A 21,497-nucleotide genomic window follows, 5' to 3' on the forward strand; every position below is an offset into this window, starting at 1 on the left:
GAAGAATTATCTGAAGCAATCTAATCAATTTGAGGTAGGCGATGCAAACAATAAAAATGCACCTTAGTCTGTTGATATTCAACTTTTGGGGTGCATTTATTTTCAATAACAATTTTAATTAGTAACTATGCAATCGTCACAGGGAACGCAATTACATCACTGATCCGTTCGGCATTGAGCGCTAGCATCATTAAACGGTCAACCCCTACTGCGACACCAGAACAGTCAGGAAGACCATGTTCAAGAGCGGCAAGTAGATGCTCATCAATCGGCTGGATAGGTAATCCCATCGCTGCACGCTTACGATTATCTTGTTCAAAACGCTGGCGCTGTTCATGTACATCCGTCAACTCGTGGAAGCCATTCGCCAGTTCCATACCTTTATAATAGACTTCAAAGCGTTCTGCGACACGATGGTCTTCAGTACTAATAACGGCTAATGATGCTTGAGTCGCAGGGAAATGGTAGACCACTGCTGGCTTATCTTTACCTATATGAGGTTCAACGCCCATCGTAAATAGCAACTGCAATAACGTATCACGATCCTCTTCTTGATCCGCAATATTGCTTAAATCTAAGCGTGCGGCCACGTCTCTCAGTTCATTTTTTTCTGCTGATAACGGATCAATATTCAAATGGCGTAAGAAAGCTTGCTGATAGGATAATAATTCAGCACTGTCACATTCGAGAACTTGCTGTAGAAGGTCATCCACTTCATTGATTAAACGGTACATATCAAAATGAGGACGATACCATTCTAGCATTGTAAATTCAGGATTATGGTGTCTTCCAGCTTCTTCATTACGGAAACTGCGGGACATTTGATAGATAGGACCGCTCCCCGCTGCCAGTAATCTCTTCATATGGTATTCAGGGCTGGTCATTAAATATAAGTTAATGCCCTGAGCAGCGCCGGGTCCCACAAAGCGAGTTTCAAATGGAACAAGATGAATGTCAGTCACGGTTGCCTGACTCATGGCGGGTGTATCTACCTCAAGTACACAGCGATCAGCAAAAAAGCGTCTGATTTCCGCAATAATTTTTGCGCGCTGTAACAGGTTAGCGATGGGGGCAGTTGGCTGCCAATTCGCTACTTCACTCATTAAAATGACTCCAAAATAAACATAGTCGTGCAGTGTACTCACCTCATACCCAACACACAATGGAATATTGTGGATAAAACGCTCTATTTGAGTACCGATAGATAATAGCGAAGTAAGGTGAGAAAGATGGAGGGATTATCTCCTGCTTTATACGATTAGGCAAAAAGCTTTCCCATCAACTTTTAACAATTGATTAAAAAAAACAAAAACATGATTTTTTCTTATAACTTGTGATGTGATTGTTAAAAAAAACAATCCCCCGTTACTTACTTGGCACATTTAAAAAATGATTTCTCAGTAAAAAAGTTAAACCGTTTTTTAAATAGTGAACTCATTCGCAATTTTCTATTCGATATGAATTTAGAATTTTCCCCAAAAGCACCCTATTATCGACTACAAACAGGTTAAACCCGACGATTTTAGTTGGTTTTTCATGCTAGGAATTCGTGTAAGATTAATGATAATTATTTGATATTTCTTTTTATTATTTCCATTTCCTCTCTAAACGTCTTAGAGAGAGAAACAATTTACAAAAAGAAGACGCAGATCACATTTTGTAGGTAATATCACCCAAAACACCTTTCTATATCAAATTTATCCCAGACACTATTCGCTATAATTACCAACATAATAAGTCGTTATTAGCTATTATATATCTACGATTAGAAAAAGATTTTTTGCAGTTTAGCCTAAAGGCAAGCTGGAATTGAGATAGCTAAGCACTAAAAGTATTTAAAAGAATTTATTAATTTACTAATTTACACTTGAACAATGGAGAAGCGCAGTGCAAACCTTCAATGCCGATTTAGCGATTATCGGGGCCGGGGGCGCAGGCTTACGAGCAGCAATTGCTGCTGCTGAAGCAAATCCCAATATCAAGATTGCTCTGATCTCAAAAGTTTACCCAATGCGTAGCCATACCGTGGCAGCAGAGGGAGGATCAGCCGCAGTTACTCAAGCCCATGACTCCTTTGACTATCATTTCAATGATACTGTTTCTGGTGGTGACTGGCTGTGTGAGCAAGATGTCGTCGATTATTTCGTCGAGCACTGCCCAACAGAAATGACCCAACTAGAACAATGGGGCTGCCCGTGGAGCCGTAAACCAGATGGTTCAGTTAACGTTCGCCGTTTCGGTGGGATGAAAATTGAGCGTACATGGTTTGCCGCGGATAAAACCGGCTTCCATATGCTGCACACCTTGTTCCAGACATCATTGAAATATCCTCAGATCCAACGTTTCGATGAGCATTTCGTTCTCGATATTATTGTCGATGAAGGTCAAGCTCGTGGTTTAGTTGCTCTGAACATGATGGAAGGTACTAAAGTACAAATCCGTGCAAATGCTATCGTTATGGCTACTGGTGGTGCGGGTCGTGTGTATCGTTATAACACCAACGGCGGTATCGTAACAGGTGATGGTATGGGTATGGCACTTCGCCATGGCGTACCACTACGTGATATGGAATTCGTTCAGTATCACCCAACAGGTCTGCCAGGTTCAGGTATCCTGATGACTGAAGGTTGCCGTGGTGAAGGTGGTATTCTTGTCAATAAAGATGGTTACCGCTATCTGCAAGATTACGGAATGGGTCCAGAAACCCCACTGGGCAAACCAGAAAATAAATATATGGAACTGGGTCCTCGTGACAAAGTTTCTCAAGCATTCTGGCACGAATGGCGTGCAGGTCGCACTATCAGCACTCCTCGTGGTGATGTTGTGTATCTGGATCTGCGTCACCTCGGTGCTGAAAAACTACATGAACGCCTACCATTCATTTGTGAATTAGCAAAAGCTTACGTCGGTGTTGACCCTGTTAACGAGCCAATTCCAGTTCGTCCAACAGCGCACTACACCATGGGCGGTATCGAAACCGACCAACGTACAGAAACTCGCATTAAAGGTCTATTTGCTGTGGGTGAATGTTCGTCTGTTGGTTTACATGGTGCAAACCGTTTAGGCTCTAACTCACTCGCAGAATTAGTGGTATTCGGTCGCTTAGCCGGTGAAGAAGCTGCACGTCATGCAGCGGAAGCAACTCCAGCAAATGCAAGTGCTATCGAAGCTCGTACTCGTGATATTGACAACGACCTACATAAACTCTTAAACCAAAAAGGTAATGAGAGCTGGGCGAAAATTCGTGATGAATTAGGGTTATCAATGGAAGAAGGTTGCGGTATCTACCGTACCCCTGAATTGATGCAAAAAACAGTTGATAAGATTGCAGAACTGAAAGAGCGTTTCAAGAAAGTCGAAATCACTGACCATAGCAGCGTATTCAATACTGACTTACTGTACACCATCGAGCTGGGCTTCGGCTTAGACGTCGCGGAATGTATGGCTCACTCTGCGATTAATCGTAAAGAGTCCCGCGGTGCTCACCAACGTCTCGACGAAGGTTGCACTGAACGTGATGATGTAAACTTCCTGAAACACACGCTGGCATTCTATAATCCAGAAGGCGCACCACGCCTTGAGTATTCTGATGTGAAAATTACTAAATCACAACCAGCGAAACGTGTGTATGGTGCTGAAGGGGCAGCTCAAGACAAGGCGAATAAGGAGCAGGCTAATGGGTGAGATGCAACACTTAAAAATGGAGATCATGCGCTTCAATCCAGAAACGGATAGTGAGCCCCATTTAGTGACTTATGATGTCCCTTACGATGCGCAAACGTCTTTGTTAGATGCATTGGGTTATATCAAAGATAACTTAGCGCCGGATCTGTCTTATCGCTGGTCTTGCCGTATGGCTATCTGTGGTTCTTGCGGCATGATGGTTGATAATGTACCGAAGCTGGCTTGTAAAACATTCCTCCGTGAATACCCACAAGGAATGAAAGTTGAGCCACTGGGTAACTTCCCTATCGAGCGCGACCTTGTTGTTGATATGACTAGCTTTATCGAACGTTTAGAAGCGATCAAACCGTATATTATTGGTAATGATCGTAAACTGTCTGAAGGTCCGAATAAGCAAACTCCTGCTCAGATGGCGAAATATCACCAGTTCTCTGGCTGTATTAACTGCGGTCTGTGCTATGCAGCTTGCCCGCAATTTGGTCTGAACCCTGAGTTCTTAGGCCCTGCGGCTATCACATTAGCAGAGCGCTACAACCTCGATAACCGTGACCACGGTGCAAAAGAGCGTATGCCACTGTTAAATGGTGACAACGGTGTTTGGAGCTGTACGTTTGTAGGCTACTGCTCTGAAGTCTGTCCTAAGCATGTCGACCCTGCGGCCGCTATCCAGCAAGGTAAAGTTGCCAGCGCGCAAGACTTTGTTATCGCCATGCTGAAGCCACGATAAGGAGAATTGAAGTCATGACAACAAAACGTAAACCCTATGTACGGGAAATGAAAGGCGACTGGTGGCAAAAACTCGGTTTTTACCGTTTTTACATCATGCGCGAAAGCACTTCCGTTCTTCAGGTCTGGTTTAGTATTTTAGTCCTGTACGGAGTCTTTGCTCTGAAAAGTGGTCCAGAATCATGGGCTGGCTTTGTTGGATTCTTAAGTAATCCAATCATTCTGATCATTAACTTAGTGACATTGGCTGCCACACTGCTACACACCACAACATGGTTTAAGTTAGCACCGAAAGCTGTCTCTATTATTGTGAAAGATAATAAAATGCCAGATGAGCCTATCGTTAAAGGCTTCTGGGCTCTGACTATCGTCGTCACTGCGGCTATTTTAGCAATCGCATTACTATTTTAATCGAAGGAGAATCTGATGAATCTAACGCCTAAACGTTCCGATGAGCCGATTTTCTGGGGATTATTTGGTGCAGGTGGTATGTGGAGCGCCGTTATTGGCCCTGCAGTCATCATCTTACTGGGTATTTTAATCCCATTAGGTGTTGCACCAGAAATGCTGAGCTATGAGCGCATTATGGCATTTAGCCAAAGCTTTATCGGTCGTATTTTCTTATTACTGATGATTATTTTGCCTGTATGGTGTGGTATGCACCGTATCCACCACACCCTGCACGATTTTAAAGTGCATGTTCCTGCAACAAAATGGGTGTTCTACGGCAGCTCTGCAATCATTAGTGTTATCGCGATTATCGGTGTATTCACTCTGTAATCATTAAGTCGATAATATAAGTTACGAATAAATACCCCATCAACTCATTGAGTGCTGGGGTATTTTTTTATCTTCAGAATATTGTTCCCTACATTTAGAATTACTTTATTGAATGCTATGATGCGGCTATTCGCTGAAATAATGCTAAGAGATAACCAAGATGGACACTCAACCGAAGAAACCAAGAACTAAGCCTGCTGAAGAGCGTTTGAATGAGCTAATGAATGCAGCTGAGCAACTATTTCTGTCGAAAGGTTTTGTGGCGACAACGGTGAGTGATATTGTCGCAGCAGCTGATGTGGCAAAAGGGACTTTTTATCATTATTTTCAATCTAAAAACGAAATAATGGATGCGCTACGAACGCGTTATATGGATTGGTATTTAGGGCATATTGCGGAGGCGCTTTCACAGTATCAATCAGCGTCTTCACAGTTAAAATCATGGTGCGAAAACAGCGTTAAATACTATGTTGAAAAACAATCGCTCCACGATATGCTATTTCACGATGAATATCATGGGCATACAAATAACCATGAACGGCGAGCCATAGAGCAAATTAAGCAGATATTAGCCCTTGGTGAGCAACAACAAGAGTGGCAGGCATCACCACCTGAACTTATCGCCACAATGATTTATCATTCAATGCATGCAGCGGTGGATAACCTAGCAACTTCACATGAATATAACCAAGATACTTTGAATAAGCTGCTTTATAACTGCTTCTTAAAATTACTTAGTAAATAAGAAATACCCCGCAGATTCGCTACGGGGTTAATCATTTAATTAAACTCTAATTCTTTTGATTTGGGTAACCAACGGGTCAGGAAGAATAATGCGCCGCACAATGCAATAAAACATCCAGCATACCCTAAGTGAAAATCACTCAAATAAGTAATGACCAGCGGTGTTACTCCCCCAATACATACAGAAGCTCCATTATAGCCAGCACCTAACATTGCGGTATTACCATGAACAACTCTCGCAAGTACAGCAGGTAAATTTGCCAATATCATTGAAGAACACCCTGCAATCGAGAGCTGTGCAAAGCAAACTAACATTAGGTTATCAAGCTGAAGCGTAAAATAAACCGGGGCTGCTAATAGCACTAGTGCAGCGACTCCAATCCGGTATATTCTCAATGGCGAGCTATATTTTGTTGTCCACCAACAACTTAAAATAATCAGTGCTAACAAAAGCCCAGAAGATATTAGAGGAAAAATATCCTTTAATACATCATGCTTCAAATGCCTCACAATAACTGAACCAGACAAGTTTTGTGAATAAAAAGCAACTGAAGCAGGCGCTGTTAACAAGAATAAGTAAATAATGCCTAGCCAATTAAACGCTCGCTTTACTGGTCTGTTTGCCCGTTTTTCTGGTAGCTTCGTTCTAAACCAAAAACTCATTCCTATATTGAACAAGCCTACCAATAGAGGGATCCGCCAACCAATGCTATGCATTGTTTCTTTATCAAGAACTTGCTGTAAAAAAAACACTAATCCTGTAGAAATAATAACACCTACAACTATGCTTCCAGAAATCAACGCAGCAATTTTAGCTCGCTCATCTTCTTGCACATCAGAGAATAAATACGTTACCAAGGATGGATATTCCCCCCCAAAACTAAAGGATAGAGCAAGCTGAAAAATTAGAATAGCAAGGGGCGTATAGACTCCTAGTAATTGAATCGGCAACAATGCCATACATAATGTCGCGATCCCCGTGATTGAACTTGTTAGGACTAATGCTGCCTTTTTCCCCGCAGTATCGGCATAACGCCCTATAACTACACCACCAATAGGTCGAATTAAAAAACGTAATGCAAAAATACCCCATACCATTAATGTTGATTGGGAATAACCTAGTTTCTCCAGTTCGGCACTCAGGTAAACAGATATTGCTGCAAATACTGCAATATCATAATATTCCAGCGCATTTCCTGCAGCTGCACCAAATCGATATTTCCATTTCATTGTGTCATCCTTGTTGTAAGATTTTTATCCTTAATACATATTCATGAAAAAATTAAGGATAACTCACTAGCATTTCTAAACAGGCTAATGTAATTCCATGATCTTTAAGAACCGTAAATAATCCACTTGAGGAAACATGTGGGCAATTTAATTTTTCTTTAATACGCTGAATGCGCTTATGCTCATTTGCTTCCGCACAGCCTTGAATATAACTAATTTCTTTTACCTTACAGTGGGAAAGTAATAAACGAATAGTGATCATTTCTTTACGTGTAAAACGAATGTTACCGAAACGCATATATTGATGTATGTCGAGTAAATCATTATCTACTTCATTTTTGGAACCATTCCCCCCGGTTGATAAAATAATATTTTCTCTTTGTGGTAAAAAAGAATCATCATCTTTCTGCCAAATACTTTGTGCATAGTCTGAAACAATAGCCCTATATTTATATATTGCATTAATTTCCTTTATCGATAATTTACTTTTCGAATTAATTGATGCTAATTCAAAAACATTCCCATATTTCGTACAGAGATCAACTTTAATTTTTTTCTTATCTACTTTTACTAAAGTATCTGTATATGCCTTAGAGTAATTATCCCAATATTGAATTCCCGATGATAGCCGCTCACTGATTAAAAGGTCGAGATCATCGCTCCAATAGATTAAAACCCACTCATAATTACTTGATATGGTGAATATTTTCCTCTCTGACAAATCAACCCTACTGAAGGATAAATCCATATCATCCCAATTAAACTGACTAGAAAATATATTTCTTAATCCATTACATGATTTCTCCAAAAAATCACTTTCAATATTCATTTAATCTTCCTTTTTAAATTACACATGAAATATTCATATTTTAATATCGCCAATATCTTTAACATAAAAAAATTAACAACAAAAGATTAAATTAATAAGCATTTGAAAATGAAATTTATTTATCTAACTTAATATCTCTGCAATCACAAAATACATATCAATTAAAATATACATAATTAAATTTTAAAATTAATTATTATTTAATTATCGGAGGGTAATATGAAAGAAGATTGGCATCCTGCGGATATTATTGCCGCAGTCAGAAAGAAAGGTTCGACATTATCAGCAATATCTAGATCTGTTGGACTAAACTCCTCAACATTAAACAATGCTTTATCGCGACGCTGGCCTAAGGGTGAAAGAATTATTGCTGATTTTTTAGAGATAACCCCAGAAGAAATCTGGCCTTCACGTTATATTAACCATCAGATTCAGAGAAAAAACATTTCTAATGTCGTCTTGAAAAAGTAAAAACTCTTATTATGTCACTTATAATAATATTTTCTTTGAGTAAAAAAATGGGAGAATATTCATTCTCCCATTTTTGTTTCAATTGATTAACTTGAGACTTTTAAACCAATCAACCCCAGTACTATCAACCCTAAGCTTAATAAGCGGAAGATATTCGCCGATTCACCCAGAAAGATAATACCGACAATTGCGGTTCCCACTGCCCCGATCCCCGTCCAGATAGCATAAGCGGTTCCTGCTGGAAGATCTCGCATGGCATAAGCCAATAAGCCCATACTTGCAATAATGGCAAGAATGGTAATGATGCTTGGCGTTAAACGCGTAAAACCGTGGGTATATTTTAAGCCCACTGCCCATACAACTTCTAATAAGCCAGCAAATAAAAGGATGATCCAAGCCATGGTCATTTTCCCGTTAACTTAACGGGGTCGTCCCCAGTAATTGAATGTGTGATTTCAGGTCGTCCTGAACACCGATGATTAGGAATGCATTATAAACATTCAATTTATGAGATTCAAGCAATGATAAATAATAATTAACACCAAATTAACAATAATATTGCACTTATTCCTACTATATTTTATCCACTAGCACCAATACCATCGCATGATTTTAAATCCACAGGTAAAGTATTCACTACTCTCGAATCATGCTCTGAGAAATATCCATGAATATCAAAGATATATTATTAGCACTCTGTGTCGTCGTCATTTGGGGCGTCAATTTTGTGATCATAAAGCTTGGCGTAACCGCCCTACCACCTTTATTACTTGGTGCACTACGCTTTGTATTCGTGGCATTTCCTGCAATTTTTCTGTTTAAACGCCCTAATATCCCATTTAGGTTATTACTGATTTATGGACTCACTATCAGTTTTGGACAATTTGCATTTCTATTCTGCGCTTTACATGTCGGTATGCCAGCAGGTATTGCCTCGGTGATCTTACAATCTCAGGCCTTTTTTACCTTACTACTCGGTGCCATCATCTTAAAAGAGTCCTTACAACTCAATCATTTTATTGGGATGTTCATTGCCATCGCCGGTCTAGCCGTTTTAGCCAATGGGGCAACTGCCGGCGGTATTGATGATATTCCACTGATTGGCTTAGTATTTATATTAATTGCAGGATTATCTTGGGCGACAGGCAATATCACCAACCGTATTATTATGCAAAAACAAGGTGATGAAAAATGTAGTGCTCTATCACTGGTTAGTTGGAGTGCTCTGATCCCCATTATCCCTTTTCTATTAAGCTCATGGATTTTCGAAGGTGAAACTGCCATCGTCCAAGGTTTAGCCGGGTTTAATTGGTCTATATTTGGCGTGATTGTTTATCTTGCTTACTTATCAACATTTGTTGGTTACGGTTTATGGGGCGTTTTATTAGGCCGTTACGAAGCCTGGCGAGTTGCCCCATTCTCCCTTCTCGTTCCCGTTTTTGGTCTCAGTAGCAGCGCATTATTCCTTGGTGAGCATATTAATGGCATACAAGTCGCTGGGCTGATTTTGATCATGATAGGTCTGATAACAACGCTATTTGGTAATAAAATTATTCAAATGCTGAGACAGCGATAGCTAACTTATTAAAATACCGGAAAGTTTAATCCGGTATTTTTTCCCTACGATTTTATATTCCCACTATTCGCTACACCCTAATTATAAGTTTATTACACTAATTAAATCATAATTATTGAAATAAAAATTCAAAACAAAAACACCACATAGACAAAAACAAGATAAAATCCAATATTCATTCATATTTTAGTGATGCCAATTGCAATAATGAAATTTACTTAAAATTTCAATTAGGTGTCTCGTTTTAGCTACTTTTTCTTTTGATTTACTCTCGCTATACCTGTTTCAGTTTCACTTAAATAAATAATAATGACTCGTTAATGAAATGGATGGGGAAGGCTATGGGTAAACAATTGATTTGGATTGCTCTCGCTCTGCTCGGTGCTTTTTCACTCGGTTATATTGCACTAAACCGTGGTGAACAAATAAATGCCTTGTGGATTGTTGTTGCTGCTGTCTGTATTTATCTTATTGCATATCGCTACTATGGACTGTTTATTGCGAAAAAGGTCTTACAAGTCGATTCAACACGTATGACACCAGCTATTCGTCATAATGATGGTCTGGATTACGTCCCGACAGATAAAAAAGTGTTATTTGGTCACCACTTTGCCGCTATCGCAGGGGCCGGTCCACTTGTCGGACCGGTGCTAGCAGCTCAAATGGGATATTTACCAGGAATGTTATGGCTGCTGGCAGGGGTTGTGCTTGCCGGTGCTGTACAAGATTTCATGGTGCTATTTGTGTCCACTCGCCGTGATGGCCGCTCTTTGGGGGAATTGGTTAAAGAGGAAATGGGGAATACTGCTGGGGTTATTGCCCTGATCGCCTGCTTTATGATCATGGTGATTATCTTAGCTGTTCTCGCGATGATTGTGGTGAAAGCGCTGACACACAGTCCTTGGGGAACCTATACCGTGGCCTTCACGATTCCACTGGCTATTTTCATGGGGATTTATACTCGTTATATTCGCCCCGGTCGTATTGGTGAAGTTTCTGTCATAGGCTTAGTTTTTCTCGTTTTTGCTATTATCTCTGGGGGTTGGGTTGCAGAAAGTGAAACGTGGGCACCTTATTTTGACTACACCGGCGTTCAATTAACATGGATGCTCGTGGGATATGGTTTTGTAGCTGCCGTATTACCCGTTTGGTTATTGTTAGCACCTCGTGACTATCTGTCTACATTCCTGAAAATTGGTACCATTATTGGTCTCGCTATTGGTATTTTAATTTTAAATCCAAGTCTACAAATGCCAGCGCTAACCAAATATATTGATGGTACGGGTCCTGTGTGGGCGGGTGATTTATTCCCATTCTTATTTATTACCATCGCTTGTGGTGCCGTATCAGGCTTCCACGCCTTAATCTCATCGGGTACCACACCGAAGATGTTAGCCAATGAAAATCAAGCATGTTTTATTGGTTATGGTGGGATGTTGATGGAGTCATTCGTTGCCATCATGGCATTAGTGGCTGCTTGTGTGATTGACCCCGGTGTTTATTTTGCGATGAACAGCCCAATGGCAATGTTGGCACCAGCCGGTACTACAGATGTGGTGGCGTCAGCCGCTCAAGTGGTTAGTAGTTGGGGCTTCCAGATTACACCGGAACAACTCACTCAAATTGCCAATGATGTCGGTGAAACCAGTATTATTTCCCGTGCAGGTGGAGCACCAACCCTTGCAGTGGGTATGGCGTACATCCTCCATGGTGCTTTAGGTGGCTTGATGAATGTGGCTTTCTGGTATCACTTCGCCATCCTGTTTGAAGCGTTATTTATCCTGACGGCAGTGGATGCAGGAACCCGTGCTGCGCGCTTTATGCTACAAGATTTATTGGGTGTGATTTCTCCATCGTTGAAAAGAACCGATTCACTCCCGGCAAACTTAATTGCCACCGCGTTGTGTGTATTGGCATGGGGTTATTTCTTACACCAAGGGGTTGTGGATCCATTGGGTGGTATCAACACATTGTGGCCACTATTTGGTATCGCCAACCAAATGCTAGCAGGTATGGCATTGATGCTGTGTGCAGTTGTTCTGTTCAAAATGAAACGCCAAGCTTATGCGTGGGTCGCACTATTACCTACCTCATGGTTGCTGGTTTGTACTATGACTGCGGGTTGGGAAAAGACGTTCAGTGAAGATGCCCGTGTTGGCTTTTTAGCTGTCGCCAATAAATTCCAAGCGATGTTAGACAGCGGTAACATTCCACCACAATACACGGAGTCACAGCTTACTCAGTTAATCTTTAATAACCGTTTAGATGCTGGCTTAACAATTTTCTTCATGATTGTCGTCGTGGTTCTCGCTATTTTCTCTCTGCGTACCGCATTAAAAGCATTAAAATCTAAGGAGCCAACGGCTAACGAAGTGCCTTACGAGCCAATGCCAGAGAACTACCAAGACATTGTGGCGAACACCCGCCATCATTAAGAGCAATGGAGATCGAGGAATGAGCAATTTTGTTTTAAGCATTTATTTTTCTTAAATATTTTTTCAAAACTCACTCTCTTTCTCCAAAATCACTGGCTACAATGCAATCCTCTAAATAGTTTGTGTTGTAGCTAGGCAGCAAGCGAGGATATCCCTGGGAACATAGATAACTATGTGACTAGGGTAGCCAAGTGAAGCTAACAACGCTACAACACAAAATATGACGAGGATTTATGTTTGGGAACTTAGGGAAGGCGGCCCGTTACTTGGGCCAAGCCGCCAAAATGATGGTCGGCGTCCCCGACTACGACAACTACGTTGCTCACATACAGCAAACCCATCCTGACCAAACGCCGATGACTTATGAGGAATTTTTCAAAGAGCGGCAAGATGCGCGTTATGGTGGCAAAGGTAAAGGTGGATTTAAGTGCTGTTAACTCTTCAATAAAAAAGCCGAATACAGCACAAAACTGTATCCGGCTCTTCTTGATCTCATCGAGTCACTCACTATAATGACTCGCTTGATCTACTCGGCTCGGCAATTATTTTACGCGTGATACGTATTCACCTGAACGGGTGTCAACTTTAATCACTTCGCCGACCTGTACGAACAGAGGAACTTTAACCACTGCGCCAGTGCTCAGTGTTGCTGGTTTACCGCCAGTACCTGCAGTATCACCTTTCAGACCTGGATCTGTGTCCGTAATTTCTAACTCAACGAAATTCGGTGGTGTTACGGCGATTGGACGACCGTCCCATAAGGTTAAGATACATTCAGCTTGGTCGACCAGCCATTTTGCGTTGTCACCAACTGTTTTTTCATCAGCTGCTAGCTGTTCGAAAGTTTCATTGTTCATGAAATGCCAGAACTCACCGTCGTTGTACAGGTAAGTTAAGTTCATATCCATGACATCTGCACCTTCGCAAGAGTCAGTAGATTTAAACGTTTTTTCCAACAGTTTGTTAGAAATCAGTTTACGGAGACGCACACGTGCGAACGCTTGACCTTTACCCGGTTTAACGAATTCACTTTCAAGAATTGCACACGGCTCACCATCTAACATGATTTTAAGACCTGAGCGGAATTCATTGGTACTATAAGTAGCCATGGAGATCCTCTATTTATAAACTAAAAATGGCATAGCCAAAAAATGGTCGATATTATAACTCAAAATACCTCATCCAGAGAAGTCTGGATACAACAACTTGCTGAAGCAGTCACTAATCCTGATGAATTGCTGCAAATACTCAATTTGGAAGACCATTTACCATCGCGAGAAGGCAACGAGGCTCGGAAATTATTCCCCTTACGCGTTCCTCGACCTTTTATTTCTCGAATGAAAAAAGGCGATCCATCAGACCCTCTGTTATTGCAAGTGTTAACCGCAAAGACAGAGTTTGATATACATCCAGGTTTTTCTACTGATCCACTAGAAGAGCAGGATAATGAAATTCCAAGTTTACTGCACAAGTACCACAACCGAGCATTAATGCTGGTTAAAGGGGGATGCGCGGTGAACTGTCGTTACTGCTTTCGCCGGCATTTTCCTTATGAAGATAACAAAGGAAATAAAAATAACTGGTTGATGGCGGTGGATTATATAAAAAACCACAGTGAACTCAATGAAATCATCTTTTCTGGTGGTGATCCATTGATGGCTAAAGATCACGAACTTGATTGGCTTATTAGCCAACTTGAGGATATTCCTCATATTACACGCTTGAGAATTCATTCCCGTTTGCCGGTTGTAATCCCAGAAAGGATCACCAATACACTCTGCAAGCGCTTGGAACAATCGCGTTTACACGTGATTATGGTCACCCATGTGAACCATGCCAACGAAATTGACGACTCTTTTACTCATGCTATGCAAAAATTAAAACGTGCGGGGGTTACTCTGCTCAACCAGAGCGTGTTACTGCGCCAAGTTAACGATAATGTCACTGCATTAGCTAACTTGAGTAATGCATTATTTGAAGCCGGAATTCTGCCTTACTATTTGCATGTTTTGGATAAAGTGCAAGGTGCTGCCCACTTTTTAGTGAGTGATAACGAGGCAAGAGAATTAATTCGTGAGTTATTAAGCAAGGTTTCGGGCTATTTGGTACCTAAATTAGCTCGAGAGATCGGCGGGGAACCCAGTAAAACATTATTGGATTTGAATTTACGACAAAGCTAAAGAGATAAAAAAACCCGCTTATTCACTAAGCGGGTCTTCACGATACTTAAATTATTGGCACTTATAAACTTGACCAACCATTTTGCTATCGACGGGAACAAAGCTGGAGAGGACGGTTTCGCTTGGGCTTGACGCACCAAAAATCACATTACCACCCATTGCCGCTGCTTTGTTACGTAAATCGTTCGCTGCTCCACGCATAGAGCTAGATTCATTATTAACGCCGCTCAGCCAGTTGCTTTGAGTTCCAATTACCTGACCAAGAAGTTGACATTCACTTCCCGGTTGATTTTCAACAAAACGAACTTGTGAGCCTGCCGCAGTTAGATCATTGGTTGATGTACAACCTGCTAAAGTTAGTAATGCAGCAGCACCAAGCAAGACTTTAATTCGCATGTTTTCCCTCATTTTTTATTGTGTTTTTGCAGCTGGTTGTAGAACCTTTATCGCTCCAATCACTCAAAATTCTGTTTTATGGCAGTGAATTAGCTTACTAGATGCAGCGGTAAACTTTTTAAAAACTACCAATCGTTCAGAGTTTATCACAAAACTATCAAGACGCTCGTGATGTTCTTTACTTATTTAAACCATTTTTTACCTTACGTTAAATATAACCCGATGAGCCATACAAACGCAAAAATAAGTGATAGCCCTAATGAATGCAGATCTCAAAAATATCAATTCAATACATATAAAAAAACCGGCACTGCTAGAGAAACTAACAATGCCGGTCTATATTGGCTGGTAGCGGCTAACTTAGTTAACAGCTACTTGAGCAAGATGTTTGCCGAATGGCTTACATCATGCCGCCCATTCCACCCATGCCGCCCATGCCAGCGCCACCTAAGTCTGGTGCATCTGATTTAGGAGCATCAGTGATCATTGCTTCAGTAGTGATCATCAGGCCTGCGATAGATGCAGCGAATTGCAGTGCAGAACGAGTCACTTTAGTTGGATCCAAGATACCCATTTCGATCATATCGCCATAAGTATCTGTTGCCGCGTTGTAACCTTCGTTACCATTAACCGCTTTAACTTTGTTAACAACTACAGAAGCTTCTTCACCTGCGTTGGTGACGATTTGACGCATTGGAGATTCCATTGCACGCAGTGCAACACGGATACCAACGGTTTGATCTTCGTTGTCGCCTTTCATACCTTCCAGTTTCGCAGCAACGCGAACCAGAGCAGTACCACCACCAGCAACCACACCTTCTTCAACCGCAGCGCGAGTTGCATGCAGAGCATCGTCAACACGAGCACGTTTTTCTTTCATTTCAACTTCTGTCGCAGCACCGACTTTGATTACCGCAACACCGCCAGCTAATTTAGCAACGCGCTCTTGCAGTTTTTCACGGTCATAATCTGAAGAAGATTCTTCGATTTGCTGACGAATTTGAGCAACACGACCCGCGATAGCGGCTTCGTCACCGACACCATCGATGATGATAGTGGTGTCTTTGTTGATCACGATACGTTTTGCTTGACCTAAATCTTCTAACGTTGCTTTTTCCAGCTCCATACCGATCTCTTCAGAGATAACAGTACCGTTAGTCAGGATAGCGATGTCTTGCAGCATTGCTTTACGACGGTCACCGAAACCAGGCGCTTTAACCGCAGCCACTTTCACGATACCGCGCATAGTGTTAACTACTAATGTCGCCAGTGCTTCACCTTCAACATCTTCCGCGATAATCAGCAGTGGTTTGTTTGCTTTAGCAACACCTTCTAATACTGGGAGCAATTCACGAATGTTAGAAACTTTTTTGTCAACTAACAGAATGAATGGGTTTTCCAGTTCAATAACACCAGTTTCTGGTTTGTTAATGAAGTAAGGTGATAAATAACCGCGGTCAAACTGCATACCTTCAACCACGTCTAATTCGTCTTCCAGACCAGTACCTTCTTCAACAGTGATAACGCCTTCTTTACCGACTTTATCCATTGCTTCTGCGATTAAACGACCCACAGTTTCGTCAGAGTTTGCAGAAATAGTACCAACCTGTGCGATTGATTTAGTGTCTGAACATGGAACTGACAGTGTTTTCAGCTCTTCAACCGCTGCGATAACCGCTTTGTCGATACCACGTTTCAGATCCATTGGGTTCATACCCGCAGCAACGGCTTTCAGACCTTCAGTGATGATAGATTGAGCCAGAACTGTTGCGGTAGTTGTACCGTCACCCGCAGCATCGTTAGCTTTAGAAGCAACTTCTTTCACCATTTGAGCACCCATGTTCTCGAATTTATCTTCTAATTCGATTTCACGTGCTACAGAAACACCGTCTTTAGTGATAACTGGTGAGCCAAAAGATTTGTCTAAAACAACGTTACGACCTTTAGGGCCTAAAGTCACTTTAACTGCATCAGCAAGAACATTGACACCACGAAGCATTTTTACTCGTGCATCATTACCAAATTTAACGTCTTTAGCTGCCATTATTTCTTTCCTTTAAATTCTTTTCGTTTGATGAAAGTTTTAAGTGAAAATGATTATTCAACAATTGCTAAGATGTCGCTTTCGGACATGATTAACACTTCTTCATTGTCGATTTTTTCAGCTTTTACGCCATAACCGTCGTTAAAAATCACGATGTCGCCAACTTTCACATCCAGCGCTTTGATTTCACCATTTTCCAGGATGCGGCCTTGGCCTACAGCGATAACTTCACCACGAGTTGATTTGCCCGCAGCACTGCCAGTTAAAACGATACCACCAGCAGATTTTGATTCGATTTCTTTACGCTTAACGATAACGCGGTCATGCAATGGACGAATGTTCATTAATAGTTCTCCTACAAATAAAGTCCATACGAGTAAAAGGACGATACCAAGATGATCTTCACCAGTACCATGATTCAGGAGATTGGGGTTGGTTTATCAGACTTCAAGGGGTGGGAGATAAATTTTTTCATTATTTATCTCCCTACAAAAACAATGGAATTAGTACTTCGGACGCTCATCTTTATCAGACTCGGCAGATTTATCCTCTTTATCACCCTGATTAGGGCTATCTATCGTATAAGATGCATCATCTTGCTTACGTTGAAATTCACCTTCAAAAGTATTGCCATCTTGAAAACCATTACGGCCTGTACCATGAAAGCCATTACCCGGTTGATAAAATTTAATATGCGGGATTAAACGCATGACAAATAATTTTTGTACTGGCGGTAATAATAAAAGTAGACCAATAAAGTCAGTAAAGAATCCTGGAACAATTAGTAAAAATCCAGCTAACACCAACGCCACACTTTTAATCATTTCAGCGGCGGGACTTTCACCATTCATTAATTTTTGTTGTATTTGCATTACATTTTTCATCCCTTGGTTTTTCACAAGTGAAACCCCTAAACAGGATGTGAGCACCACTAAAATAAGTGTCATTAACACACCGATTTCATCAGCGACTCGGACAAAAATTACCGACTCTATATAGACCAAAACACCTATCAAAATTAGTGGTAACCAGCGCACAAGTACTCCTTTATATCAATAAGCTACTGCGTTTTTCGAGGTTAAAAGAAAACCTTTGTGAACTATCTCTAAGAGACTATCATCAGTATTCGCTTTTTTCATTAGTATAGCCATAATAATTGGGTCGCTTATAACGATTTTCAACTCACGAAGAAATATCATTAATTATGCTTATCCGTGATTTAAATCACACAATATGAATTCTGTTTCACTAATCAATCCATAAAATGATCTAGGTTCAAGGTATGGAGTGATAAAAGGCATATGATCTACCCATAAGTCAGTAGAACATAATGCTGATAACGGAGTAGTAGGTGGTAAACACCTATAAGTTTAGTTTTAGGATATATTTTTAAAGCGCATAAACGGACAGTAACTGTAATCTAATTAAGAAGGTTCTCATGTCAAACAATACTCGTATCGAAGAAGACCTGTTAGGTAAAAAGAAGTTCCAGCTGATGCCTATTATGGTGTTCATACTCTGCGTGCGATTGAAAACTTTTATATCAGCGACCGCACTATTAACGATGTCCCAGAATTTATTCGTGGCATGGTAATGGTAAAAAAAGCAGCCGCGCTTGCTAACAAAGAACTGCACACGATTCCTCGTAATATCGCAGATACCATCATCAAAGCATGTGATATTGTTTTGAACGAAGGCAAATGCATGGATCAGTTCCCAGTTGACGTATTCCAAGGTGGTGCGGGCACATCACTGAACATGAATACCAACGAAGTTCTGGCAAACATCGGTCTTGAACTGATGGGCCATAAAAAAGGTGAGTATGAGTTTTTAAACCCAAATGACCACCTAAATAAAAGCCAATCAACCAACGATGCATACCCTACCGGTTTCCGTATCGCAGTTTACAACTCTGTTCTGAAATTAATCGACTCTGTTGTTTACCTGAAAGAAGGCTTTGAAAGAAAAGCTGAAGAGTACAAAGACATCCTGAAAATGGGTCGTACTCAGTTACAAGACGCAGTACCAATGACTGTTGGTCAGGAATTCCATGCTTTCGCGACTCTTTTAAAAGAAGAAGAGAAAAACTTAAAACGTAGCATCGATTTACTGCTCGAAGTTAACTTAGGTGCAACAGCTATCGGTACTGGCTTAAATACAGCGCCTGGCTACCAAGAATTAGCCGTTAAGAAATTAGCTGAAGTAACAGGCTTAGCATGTGTACCATCAGAAGATTTGATTGAAGCAACTTCTGACTGTGGTGCATACATCACCGTTCACGCTAGCCTGAAACGTTTAGCCGTTAAACTGTCTAAAATCTGTAACGACTTACGTTTACTTTCCTCTGGTCCTCGTGCGGCTCTGAAAGAAATCAATCTGCCAGAATTACAAGCAGGTTCTTCTATCATGCCAGCAAAAGTTAACCCAGTAATCCCTGAAGTTGTTAACCAAGCATGCTTTAAAGTTATGGGTAATGACATCTGTGTCACCATGGCTGCTGAAGCAGGTCAATTACAGTTAAACGTAATGGAACCAGCAATCGGTCAAGCAATGTTTGAATCAATTTCACTGATGAGCAATGCATGTCGTAACTTAGTCGAGAAATGCGTCAACGGTATCACAGTAAACAAAGAAATCTGTGAAGCGTTCGTATTCAACTCTATCGGTATCGTGACTTACCTGAACCCATTCATTGGTCACCATAACGGCGATATCGTTGGTAAAATCTGTGCTGAAACTGGTAAGAGCGTACGTGAAGTTGTCCTAGAACGTGGACTTCTGACCGAAGCAGAATTGGATGATATCTTCTCTGTAGAGAACCTAAAACATCCAGCATATAAAGCAAAAAGATTTGATGACTAATTATTTATGAGTTTCATAGATAATTCTTAAGAATAAGGGCACGACTTTCCACCGGATAGCGTGCCTTTTTTCATGAACGCACACACAAATAATTAACATAATAGTTTCATAATTTTCATTTTGTCGAGGAGTAAACACTATGTTAGCCGTAGAATTTGTCATTGTTCTGCTGGCCATTTTTTTAGGGGCCCGTCTTGGTGGGATAGGTATCGGCTTTGCCGGTGGCCTTGGTGTTCTGGTACTCGCTGCTATTGGCGTGAAACCGGGTACCATTCCATTTGACGTAATCTCTATCATCATGGCTGTTATTGCCGCTATCTCTGCAATGCAAATTGCAGGTGGTCTTGATTACTTGGTTGCTCAAACAGAAAAATTACTGCGCCGCAATCCAAAATACATCACTATTCTTGCCCCAATCGTGACTTATTTCCTGACCCTGTTCGCAGGTACCGGTAATATCTCATTAGCAACTCTGCCAGTTATTGCAGAAGTTGCGAAAGAGCAAGGTGTGAAACCATGTCGTCCACTGTCTACTGCGGTAGTGGCAGCTCAGATTGGTATTACTGCTTCCCCAATTTCTGCAGCGGTTGTTTACATGGCGTCAGTCATGGAAAACCCAGCAATGGTTGGTGCAGGTAACACCGTTAGCTATATCACGCTGTTAGGTGTTTTATTACCATCGACATTCCTTGCCATTATTTTAATGTCATTTATTGTTTCTTGGACATTTAACTCTAAACTGTCCGATGACCCAATCTATCAAAAACGTTTAGCTGAAGGTTTAGTTGAACTGCGCGGTAGCCAAGTCAAAGAAATCAAACCAGGTGCAAAATCTTCTGTTCTGCTGTTCTTACTCGGCGTTGTCGGCGTAGTTTGTTATGCAATCATCAATAGCCCAAGCGTGGGTCTGGTTGAAAAACCATTGATGAATACCACTAACGCTATCCTGATTATCATGCTGACTGTTGCGACATTAATCACTATCCTGTGCCGTGTTAACACTGATGCAATCCTGAACTCAAGTACCTTTAAAGCTGGTATGAGCGCCTGTATCTGTATCTTAGGTGTTGCTTGGTTAGGTGATACTTTCGTACAGCACAACTTAGACTGGATCAAAGCAACTGCGGGTGACCTGATTCATGAACATTCATGGATGTTAGCGGTTATCTTCTTCTTCTGTTCTGCTCTACTGTATTCTCAAGCAGCTACCGCTAAAGCGCTGATGCCAATGGCACTGGCTCTGAACGTTAGCCCACTGACTGCAATCGCATCTTTCTCTGCGGTATCTGGTCTGTTCATTCTACCTACTTACCCAACGCTGGTTGCGGCGGTACAAATGGATGACACCGGTACAACTCGCATTGGTAAGTTTGTCTTCAACCACCCATTCTTTATTCCGGGTACTATCGCTGTCGCATTTGCCGTTACCTTCGGCTTCCTGTTCGGCGGTATGATGTTGTAGTCAATATTCGTTAAGTTAATTATCGAATGATAAAAGCCGTGGCATTAAAAACCACGGTTTTTTTATTCTCGAAATACC

General features: G+C 41.2%; 20 protein-coding genes and 1 pseudogene. 12 read left to right on the forward strand and 9 right to left on the reverse strand.

The window, feature by feature from the left end; translation table 11 throughout:
• Nucleotides 1–125 precede the first annotated feature (125 nt).
• Nucleotides 126–1,103 (reverse strand): elongation factor P--(R)-beta-lysine ligase, encoded by a 978-nt coding sequence (gene epmA, locus EL244_RS15130; protein ID WP_126461969.1) that lies wholly within the window; start codon nt 1,101–1,103, stop codon nt 126–128.
• Between the two features lie 784 nt (nt 1,104–1,887).
• Here epmA and frdA point away from each other — a divergent pair.
• From frdA to EL244_RS15155, 5 genes are all read left to right on the forward strand, one after another.
• The gene (gene frdA / locus EL244_RS15135; protein ID WP_006814320.1) at nt 1,888–3,684 is read left to right on the forward strand and encodes a fumarate reductase (quinol) flavoprotein subunit; all 1,797 of its coding nucleotides are present in this window, start codon (nt 1,888–1,890) and stop codon (nt 3,682–3,684) included.
• Entirely contained in the window at nt 3,677–4,411 is a 735-nt protein-coding gene (locus EL244_RS15140) for a succinate dehydrogenase/fumarate reductase iron-sulfur subunit (RefSeq protein WP_006814321.1), read from the forward strand. The genes frdA and EL244_RS15140 overlap by 8 nt, the downstream gene beginning before the upstream one ends.
• Nucleotides 4,412–4,425: 14 nt before the next feature.
• Nucleotides 4,426–4,821, forward strand: a complete 396-nt coding sequence (frdC, locus tag EL244_RS15145; RefSeq protein WP_006814322.1) for a fumarate reductase subunit FrdC — start codon at nt 4,426–4,428, stop codon at nt 4,819–4,821.
• 15 nt (nt 4,822–4,836) lie between these two features.
• Nucleotides 4,837–5,190, forward strand: a complete 354-nt coding sequence (gene frdD / locus EL244_RS15150; RefSeq protein WP_006814323.1) for a fumarate reductase subunit FrdD — start codon at nt 4,837–4,839, stop codon at nt 5,188–5,190.
• Nucleotides 5,191–5,350: 160 nt separating this feature from the next.
• Complete coding sequence (locus EL244_RS15155; RefSeq protein WP_126461972.1) at nt 5,351–5,935, forward strand: TetR/AcrR family transcriptional regulator; 585 nt, start codon at nt 5,351–5,353, stop codon at nt 5,933–5,935.
• Between the two features lie 35 nt (nt 5,936–5,970).
• On the opposite strand, the gene EL244_RS15160 is transcribed toward EL244_RS15155, so the two are convergent.
• Both EL244_RS15160 and EL244_RS15165 read right to left on the reverse strand, forming a co-directional pair.
• Nucleotides 5,971–7,164, reverse strand: a complete 1,194-nt coding sequence (locus EL244_RS15160; RefSeq protein WP_126461975.1) for an MFS transporter — start codon at nt 7,162–7,164, stop codon at nt 5,971–5,973.
• Nucleotides 7,165–7,216: 52 nt separating this feature from the next.
• Nucleotides 7,217–7,993 (reverse strand): hypothetical protein, encoded by a 777-nt coding sequence (locus tag EL244_RS15165; RefSeq protein WP_112837372.1) that lies wholly within the window; start codon nt 7,991–7,993, stop codon nt 7,217–7,219.
• Nucleotides 7,994–8,212: 219 nt separating this feature from the next.
• Here EL244_RS15165 and EL244_RS15170 point away from each other — a divergent pair, with 219 nt between their 5' ends.
• A complete protein-coding gene (locus EL244_RS15170) occupies nt 8,213–8,464 on the forward strand; it encodes a helix-turn-helix domain-containing protein (RefSeq protein ID WP_126461978.1) in 252 nt (83 codons plus the stop codon).
• Nucleotides 8,465–8,550: 86 nt separating this feature from the next.
• On the opposite strand, the gene sugE is transcribed toward EL244_RS15170, so the two are convergent.
• Nucleotides 8,551–8,865, reverse strand: a complete 315-nt coding sequence (gene sugE / locus EL244_RS15175; protein WP_039854780.1) for a quaternary ammonium compound efflux SMR transporter SugE — start codon at nt 8,863–8,865, stop codon at nt 8,551–8,553.
• Nucleotides 8,866–9,131: 266 nt separating this feature from the next.
• On the opposite strand from sugE, the gene EL244_RS15180 reads away from it, so the two are divergent.
• The 3 genes from EL244_RS15180 to EL244_RS15190 all read left to right on the forward strand — a co-directional run bounded on the left by EL244_RS15180 (nt 9,132) and on the right by EL244_RS15190 (nt 12,912).
• Nucleotides 9,132–10,040: an EamA family transporter gene (locus EL244_RS15180; RefSeq protein WP_126461981.1), complete on the forward strand. Its 909-nt coding sequence runs from the start codon at nt 9,132–9,134 to the stop codon at nt 10,038–10,040.
• 341 nt (nt 10,041–10,381) lie between these two features.
• Entirely contained in the window at nt 10,382–12,475 is a 2,094-nt protein-coding gene (gene cstA / locus EL244_RS15185; protein ID WP_392397985.1) for a pyruvate/proton symporter CstA, read from the forward strand.
• A 233-nt stretch (nt 12,476–12,708) separates the two neighbouring features.
• The gene (locus EL244_RS15190) at nt 12,709–12,912 is read left to right on the forward strand and encodes a YbdD/YjiX family protein (protein WP_006814332.1); all 204 of its coding nucleotides are present in this window, start codon (nt 12,709–12,711) and stop codon (nt 12,910–12,912) included.
• A 105-nt stretch (nt 12,913–13,017) separates the two neighbouring features.
• On the opposite strand, the gene efp is transcribed toward EL244_RS15190, so the two are convergent.
• A complete protein-coding gene (gene efp / locus EL244_RS15195; RefSeq protein WP_006814333.1) occupies nt 13,018–13,584 on the reverse strand; it encodes an elongation factor P in 567 nt (188 codons plus the stop codon).
• Between the two features lie 42 nt (nt 13,585–13,626).
• Between efp and epmB the strand changes: the two genes are divergently transcribed.
• On the forward strand, nt 13,627–14,655 hold the full coding sequence (gene epmB / locus EL244_RS15200; protein WP_006814334.1) for an EF-P beta-lysylation protein EpmB: 1,029 nt from the start codon (nt 13,627–13,629) through the stop codon (nt 14,653–14,655).
• 51 nt (nt 14,656–14,706) lie between these two features.
• Here the strand turns inward: epmB and EL244_RS15205 are convergent, their stop codons facing one another.
• The 4 genes from EL244_RS15205 to EL244_RS15220 all read right to left on the reverse strand — a co-directional run bounded on the left by EL244_RS15205 (nt 14,707) and on the right by EL244_RS15220 (nt 18,132).
• Nucleotides 14,707–15,051 carry a DUF4156 domain-containing protein gene (locus EL244_RS15205; RefSeq protein ID WP_039854784.1) on the reverse strand — a complete coding sequence of 115 codons (345 nt, stop codon included), beginning with the start codon at nt 15,049–15,051 and terminating at the stop codon, nt 14,707–14,709.
• A gap of 400 nt (nt 15,052–15,451) precedes the next feature.
• Nucleotides 15,452–17,095 (reverse strand): chaperonin GroEL, encoded by a 1,644-nt coding sequence (gene groL, locus EL244_RS15210; protein WP_006814337.1) that lies wholly within the window; start codon nt 17,093–17,095, stop codon nt 15,452–15,454.
• Between the two features lie 53 nt (nt 17,096–17,148).
• Nucleotides 17,149–17,439, reverse strand: coding sequence for a co-chaperone GroES (locus tag EL244_RS15215; RefSeq protein ID WP_006814338.1), 291 nt, complete (start codon nt 17,437–17,439; stop codon nt 17,149–17,151).
• Between the two features lie 159 nt (nt 17,440–17,598).
• The gene (locus EL244_RS15220; RefSeq protein WP_006814339.1) at nt 17,599–18,132 is read right to left on the reverse strand and encodes an FxsA family protein; all 534 of its coding nucleotides are present in this window, start codon (nt 18,130–18,132) and stop codon (nt 17,599–17,601) included.
• Between the two features lie 401 nt (nt 18,133–18,533).
• Between EL244_RS15220 and aspA the strand changes: the two are divergent.
• A pseudogene (gene aspA / locus EL244_RS15225) lies at nt 18,534–19,957 on the forward strand (aspartate ammonia-lyase).
• Nucleotides 19,958–20,096: 139 nt separating this feature from the next.
• Complete coding sequence (locus EL244_RS15230) at nt 20,097–21,419, forward strand: anaerobic C4-dicarboxylate transporter (RefSeq protein ID WP_006814342.1); 1,323 nt, start codon at nt 20,097–20,099, stop codon at nt 21,417–21,419.
• The last annotated feature ends 78 nt before the right edge of the window (nt 21,420–21,497 follow it).

The sequence above is a fragment of the Providencia rustigianii genome, assembly GCF_900637755.1.
GTDB classification, from domain to species: domain Bacteria; phylum Pseudomonadota; class Gammaproteobacteria; order Enterobacterales; family Enterobacteriaceae; genus Providencia; species Providencia rustigianii.

Excerpts from the sequence above, each read along its gene's own strand:
- epmA (WP_126461969.1), bottom strand. The coding sequence starts at position 1,103 with ATGAGTGAAGTAGCGAATTGGCAGCCAACTGCCCCCATCGCTAACCTG.
- EL244_RS15180 (WP_126461981.1), top strand. The coding sequence starts at position 9,132 with ATGAATATCAAAGATATATTATTAGCACTCTGTGTCGTCGTCATTTGG.
- groL (WP_006814337.1), bottom strand. The coding sequence starts at position 17,095 with ATGGCAGCTAAAGACGTTAAATTTGGTAATGATGCACGAGTAAAAATG.
- EL244_RS15165 (WP_112837372.1), bottom strand. The coding sequence starts at position 7,993 with ATGAATATTGAAAGTGATTTTTTGGAGAAATCATGTAATGGATTAAGA.
- EL244_RS15215 (WP_006814338.1), bottom strand. The coding sequence starts at position 17,439 with ATGAACATTCGTCCATTGCATGACCGCGTTATCGTTAAGCGTAAAGAA.
- EL244_RS15155 (WP_126461972.1), top strand. The coding sequence starts at position 5,351 with ATGGACACTCAACCGAAGAAACCAAGAACTAAGCCTGCTGAAGAGCGT.
- EL244_RS15190 (WP_006814332.1), top strand. The coding sequence starts at position 12,709 with ATGTTTGGGAACTTAGGGAAGGCGGCCCGTTACTTGGGCCAAGCCGCC.
- EL244_RS15230 (WP_006814342.1), top strand. The coding sequence starts at position 20,097 with ATGTTAGCCGTAGAATTTGTCATTGTTCTGCTGGCCATTTTTTTAGGG.
- frdD (WP_006814323.1), top strand. The coding sequence starts at position 4,837 with ATGAATCTAACGCCTAAACGTTCCGATGAGCCGATTTTCTGGGGATTA.
- EL244_RS15140 (WP_006814321.1), top strand. The coding sequence starts at position 3,677 with ATGGGTGAGATGCAACACTTAAAAATGGAGATCATGCGCTTCAATCCA.
- efp (WP_006814333.1), bottom strand. The coding sequence starts at position 13,584 with ATGGCTACTTATAGTACCAATGAATTCCGCTCAGGTCTTAAAATCATG.
- EL244_RS15205 (WP_039854784.1), bottom strand. The coding sequence starts at position 15,051 with ATGCGAATTAAAGTCTTGCTTGGTGCTGCTGCATTACTAACTTTAGCA.
- epmB (WP_006814334.1), top strand. The coding sequence starts at position 13,627 with ATGGTCGATATTATAACTCAAAATACCTCATCCAGAGAAGTCTGGATA.
- EL244_RS15170 (WP_126461978.1), top strand. The coding sequence starts at position 8,213 with ATGAAAGAAGATTGGCATCCTGCGGATATTATTGCCGCAGTCAGAAAG.
- frdC (WP_006814322.1), top strand. The coding sequence starts at position 4,426 with ATGACAACAAAACGTAAACCCTATGTACGGGAAATGAAAGGCGACTGG.
- sugE (WP_039854780.1), bottom strand. The coding sequence starts at position 8,865 with ATGGCTTGGATCATCCTTTTATTTGCTGGCTTATTAGAAGTTGTATGG.
- EL244_RS15160 (WP_126461975.1), bottom strand. The coding sequence starts at position 7,164 with ATGAAATGGAAATATCGATTTGGTGCAGCTGCAGGAAATGCGCTGGAA.
- cstA (WP_392397985.1), top strand. The coding sequence starts at position 10,382 with ATGGGTAAACAATTGATTTGGATTGCTCTCGCTCTGCTCGGTGCTTTT.